Raw genomic sequence first — 5,395 nt, forward strand, 5'->3', positions numbered from 1 at the left:
CAGCATCCCATGTCAGACCCCGACCCCGAGGCTCATCTCGCTGACGTTGGTCATGCGACCGATGCACGACACCCGGGTGCGTTTCTGCGCGGTCAGCCGCAACAGGTAGCAGCAGTCCTGCGGGAACGCCTGCTCGATCGGCACCTGCAGGCGGTACCGGCCACCGCCCCACGTCGGCCGCACGGCACCTCCGGCGAGCGCGGCGGCGTAGTTCGAGGCATCCGGCCCGCCGCTGATGCACGCGAGCGTGCCCGCGGCGAGCAGATCCACACTGCCCGAGTTGCCGTACCGGCTCTCCAGTCTGAACCAGTCGAGGTGGCCGTCGGGGTCGGTGACGGTGAACTCGATCACGACGTCACCGCCCTCGCGGCGCACCAGGTCGCAGGGTCCGACGGTGGCGCCGTCGATCTGCACGCCGGTGATGGCCGTGTCCGGCTCGGTGGTGCACTGATGCACGCCCCCGTCGCAGTTGTGCGTCAGGTCGTGTCCCACGTCGGTGATCAGCCGGTTGTCCAACGCGAGGGTGAATGTCTCTTGTTCGCCGTCGCATCCGGGCGCCGGGTGGGGTCCTTCGAAGACACCCGGTGCCGTCTGCACGAACGAGACGACGCGGAACGCGTAGACGCCGTCGGACAGCTTCGGCGAGTCGAGCTGCAGCAGTCGGCTGAAGTTCACCGACTTCCAGTACCGGTCGCCGGCCGGCGCCCAGTCCCCGAAGTGGGTGTCCTCCCAGTGCCGACGGGTCTCGTACACTCCGTAGCCTCCCGCCGAGTCGACACCGAAGGTGACGGTGCCGTCCGGGTTCAGATCGGCGACATCGAAGTTGTGCCACCCGCGGTCGAACGCGCGCAGCTCGCCGGGCGACAGCGGATGCCAGGTGGTCCCGCCGTCGGTGGAGTACTCGAAGCCGTAGTAGTCGATGCCGGTGAGGCTGCTCGGGGCATGATCGACGGGGACGTCGCCCCCGAACGGCGCGTCGATGGACTGGTCCACGCCGTCCACCGTGGTCACCAGGTAGCCGGTCACGGCGGCTGGCGCGGCCGGGGCATCGACGTTTCCGGCGATCCGTGAGACGGGCTGCCCGCAGACGGCGTCCACGAACAGGCATTCGGTCGCATCGGGCGGCACCGCGCAGCACGCGTTCTCGTCCGCCACCAGCGTGACCGTCACCTCATCGGGGACGTCCCACCGCGCCTGCGTGACGTTCTCGTCCACCACGACCACCGGACCCTGCCCGCAGTCCTGCGTCACGGTGAACACCAGGTCGGGCCGGCAGTCGCGCCACGGCGCCCAGGGCGCCCACGGCCAGATGCCGAGGCGCTCCAGTTCGGGTGCCGGCGGCAGCACCGCGGTCAGGTCGGCGCGCGCCCGGTCCAGGGTCTTCGGATCCAGGTCGACCAGCGGCGTGTCGACGACGTCGAGTACCGGGGAGCCGGCCTTCGTGAGGAGCGAGCGGGTCGCCGCCAGGCTCGGCTGGGCCACCGGCGGGTCGAGGAGTGCCCGCTTGCCGGCGACGGCATTGACCCGTTGGGCGAGTGCCCTGTCGAACTGCCAGGTGCGGTTGCGGAACCACCACCACCAGGGGAACAGGCCGCAGCACCAGCGAAACGTCATCTCGAACGTGCCGTCGGGACCGGTCGTGGCGGTGGCGACCTGTTGAGTGGAACTCCACAGGAACCACCAGTCGATGTCGGATGCTGTCACCGTGGCCGCGGGGACCGCGGTGCCGTCGGCGCACACCACCTTTCCTTTCACGGCGATCGTGCGACACTGCCGCTTCCACCGGTCCCAGTACCAGGATCCGACTCTGATGGGTTTCAGGTCGAGGCCGCGCCGCAGCAGCCGCGACGGGATCGTGATCTCGGGGCTCTCGGCCTGGAGGATCTCGTCGTCGGTCGCCGCCGCCGGGCCGATCGCAACGACGACGGTGCCGGGGTCGCCCGCGAAGGTCAGCGTGGCTTTGGCCGCCGCCGAGGTCACCGGGACCGTCGCGCTGACGACCGTTCCATCGGCGGCTCGGCCGACGACTTTGACGGCATCCCCGGCGTTCACATCTTTTTCGATCGCGCTGAAGTCAAGCGGCACCGTGATCGTTGTCTTCTCTGGCATGAGCCACCTCCGAAGTAGGGCCCGACGTGTACGCCGAACACCTCCAAGGAGCGGGTGCGGGCGGCCGCTGATACGTCACCGCGGCCCCCGGCCCGGCGGCGGGGGTCGCGGCCGACATGGTGTTCGCGCGTCGTCAGCCGACGGCATCCCGTGTCGCGCGGCGGGCGCTGCTGATGCGGTTCGCCAGCCGGGGCGGTCCGGCGGCGGTGCCCACGCCCAGGTGAGCGGCGATCTGGATCGGAGCGGGATCGCCTCACCGCCGCCGGGCGGATGGAGGTGGAAGGGTCCGTGCCCGGGGCGGGTGATTCGCCAGCCCTGGTTGTGGAGAAGCAGATGGTGGTATCGGCAGAGCAGGATCCCGGTGTCGCAGTTGGTCTGTCCCCCGTGCGACCAGGGCTCTTGGTGGTGGGCTTCGCAGTATCCGGGTGGGCGGTCGCAACCGGGCCACATGCAGCCGCCGTCGCGGATGGCGAGCGCGATGCGCTGTTTCGGAGTGTAGAGCCGGTGCTCCCGGCCGACGTCGAGGGGGTTCCCGTGCCGGTCGAGCGTCACAGGGACCGTGCCTGTGTCGCACAATGCCCGGTCGAGGACCGCGCCGGGAAGCGCAGCCCCGCCGTCCTCGACGTGCACGACGGTGCGGAGTCGGCCGAAGGCGTCGCGGGGACCGATCGTGTCGGTGAGGGCGACGAGCCGGACACCGGCCTGGCGCGCGCCGAACACGTCTTCCGTGGTGGCCAGCGCACCGGCCCGGAACAGGTCCATCGCGAGGTCGTACGCGAGTTGATCGTTCGAGCGCTCGTCGCGGGCGAGGTCGGCGGCGCGGGCGCGTTCGGCATCGGTCATGAACCGGGGCCCGCCGCGGCGTGGCCGCAGCGCGGCGTCGAAGACCGCGTCGACCCATGCCGCCATCTCGTCATCGAAGGCGATCCGTGCGTGCCGGGCCCCGTGTTCGTCGGTCCACATCCGGAACGACCGGGTCTCGAACCGCGCCGTGAACCGATCCGCCGCGCCGTCCGGGTCGAGCGCGTCGCGCATCGCCCGCGCTCGTTTCGCGAGCTGTTCGACCGGGATGCTCGCGGCCTCGTCTACGAGCTTCCGCGCGGCGACCGCCCACACCTGATCGGCATCCGCCACCGACGGCGGTTCCCCCAGACCCCCACGGATCGCGTCGTGCTGCGCCGCCGTCAACTCCCCCTGGAACAACGCCGTGCGCAATCCCGCGTGCCACACACACGCACCGCCGGGCCCCGCCGCACCGCCCTCGGGTGTGCCGGCATCGCCGAGTTCCTCGGCATCCGCCCCGGTGCCCGCCGCACCATCGGTGCCCGCAGGTGCCGCCTCGCCGTCGAGGAGCGACTGCCCGACCCGGATGGTGCGAGACGCGTCGGCGCGGGTGCCGCCGGTGATCTCTTGCACGAGGGTCACGGCCGATCGATGCCCCCGACCGCCCGACAATCCCCCGCCCGGAGTCGCCGACCGCTCGGCGATGACCGCCGCCGCGGCCACCTTCAACCGCTCCGCGCACACCTCGAGCGCGGCGACGTCAGCGACCATCCCGACGACCGCGTCGTCGCCCAGGGACCGCAGGGTGGCCACAAGCTCGCCGGCGTCCACGTCGAGTTCACGGTGGCCCACAACCCGCCTCGCCCTCTCGGTGAACTCGGTCAAGAACGTCATAGCCCCAGCATGCCATCACCCTCCGACATTTGTTCGAATACTTGGCAAGTCGTGGAAAACTCAGTCGTCTATTTCTTCTATAAGTCTACGTGGGTGTCGTGACACCGGAGTGCGCTCTCACCTGAAGGAGGGGTTGCACCGGGGGAATCGGAGCGATCACTCACGCGATCCGTGATCCGCGCGGCAGCCGGCGCGCCGGCGTGCGCATCCGCATCCACGCACCCCACAGCAGTCCCGCCGCCAGCAGCACCTGCACGCCCAGGCCGACGAACCAGCTGGGGATCGTCGACGCGAGCATCTCCTCCGCCGTGGACTGATCGTTCTGTGACGACCACTCGCCCCCGGCGCAGCCGTCCCATCGGGTGTCCAGGTCCGGGGGCAGTTGCGCGAAGCGGATGCCGACCTTGACCTGCCCGAACAGGTCCTGCGGGCTCCCGTAGCGGTCGAACGTCGTGGGGGTCGCGTCGGCGAGGATCACGAACGGGTTCGCCGCCAGCAGCCACCACACCGTGTCGTACCTCGGCAGGGTGTACTCGTCGACGGTCCACGGACCACACTCCATCAGCCGGGGGTCCATCTCGCAGTCGGTCGCGCCGTCGATGCAGATCGGTTCCCCCGTCACGGGGTCGTACGCCAGATCGCGGGAGGTCATGGTGGCGTCGGAGCGGATGGCGGTGCCGATCAGGCCGAACCCGATCACCGTCCCCACCGTGAGAGCCGCGACCACGAGGTAGGTCGTCGCGACGGAGAACAGCGGCCGGGACAGCAGCCCCGATACGGCGACGCCGATCGCGGCCACGATCCCCGCCTCGACGATGAGCACCGCGACCGCCACCACCCCGGTCGCCGCGGACACCGCACCGGTGAGCGCCGCGAAGACGAGGAACGGGACGGCGACAACGACGAACGCGAGCCCCGTCACCCAGGCCGCCAGGAACTTCGCCCACAGGATCTCACCGGTCGTGGCGAGCGTGACCTGCACGGGCGCGAGGGTCGCCCCGTCGCGGTCGCCGTTGATGCTGTTGCCGCTGAGCGTGGGCGAGACGAGCATCACGAGCAGCAGCGTGATGTAGACGACGACGGAATACACCCCCGACCCCCACCCGTCGGCGCTGACGCCGAAGGCGAACTGCGACAGCACCGTTGCGCCCAGCAGCAGCAGAGCGAACACACCCAGCAGCACGTACCAGGCGATCGAACGCAGCCGCTGCAGAAGATCGAGGCGGACGAGAGTGCCCAACCGTGCCGGGCTCATCGGTCGCTCCCCTCGTCGCCCAGATCCAAGAAGGTGTGCTCCAGGGTCCCCGTCGCGGCGGCGAACTCGGCGACTGGCAGCCCCGCGCCGATGAGCGCGGCCAGGCCCGCGGCGGCAGCGGCATCGCCGGGGAACGACACCAGCAGGTCTCGGCGGTCGACGGGGATGAGCGCGGCATCCAGCCCCAGCACCTGCGCCACCGGCACGACACCCTCGCGCGGGTCTAGGTCCGCGAGCCGGATGCGCCACGTGCGGGCGCGTTCGGCCGCGGCCGCGACGCGGTCGGCGTCCACGGTCTCACCCGCCACCAGGAACACGGCGTCGTCGGCCACCTCTTCGAGTTCGGAGAGGACG

3 protein-coding genes and 1 pseudogene are annotated in these 5,395 nt (G+C 70.6%); all 4 read right to left on the reverse strand.

Going from position 1 to position 5,395, the window contains the following annotated elements; all coding sequences use genetic code 11:
• Positions 1 to 12: 12 nt before the first annotated feature.
• Positions 13 to 2,109, reverse strand: coding sequence for a carboxypeptidase-like regulatory domain-containing protein (locus tag ACK5KK_RS16160; protein WP_416891105.1), 2,097 nt, complete (start codon positions 2,107 to 2,109; stop codon positions 13 to 15).
• 75 nt (positions 2,110 to 2,184) lie between these two features.
• On the reverse strand, positions 2,185 to 3,786 hold the full coding sequence (locus ACK5KK_RS16165; RefSeq protein ID WP_416891106.1) for a DUF222 domain-containing protein: 1,602 nt from the start codon (positions 3,784 to 3,786) through the stop codon (positions 2,185 to 2,187).
• 160 nt (positions 3,787 to 3,946) lie between these two features.
• Entirely contained in the window at positions 3,947 to 5,041 is a 1,095-nt protein-coding gene (locus tag ACK5KK_RS16170) for an ABC transporter permease (protein ID WP_416891107.1), read from the reverse strand.
• Positions 5,038 to 5,395 (reverse strand): annotated as a pseudogene (locus ACK5KK_RS16175) (ABC transporter ATP-binding protein); the annotation flags it as partial. The pseudogene ACK5KK_RS16175 and the gene ACK5KK_RS16170, both read right to left, overlap by 4 nt.

It is taken from the genome of Microbacterium sp., from assembly GCF_047972865.1.
In the GTDB taxonomy this organism is placed as follows: Bacteria; Actinomycetota; Actinomycetes; order Actinomycetales; family Microbacteriaceae; genus Microbacterium.

Excerpts from the sequence above, each read along its gene's own strand:
- ACK5KK_RS16160 (WP_416891105.1), bottom strand. The coding sequence starts at position 2,109 with ATGCCAGAGAAGACAACGATCACGGTGCCGCTTGACTTCAGCGCGATC.
- ACK5KK_RS16165 (WP_416891106.1), bottom strand. The coding sequence starts at position 3,786 with ATGACGTTCTTGACCGAGTTCACCGAGAGGGCGAGGCGGGTTGTGGGC.
- ACK5KK_RS16170 (WP_416891107.1), bottom strand. The coding sequence starts at position 5,041 with ATGAGCCCGGCACGGTTGGGCACTCTCGTCCGCCTCGATCTTCTGCAG.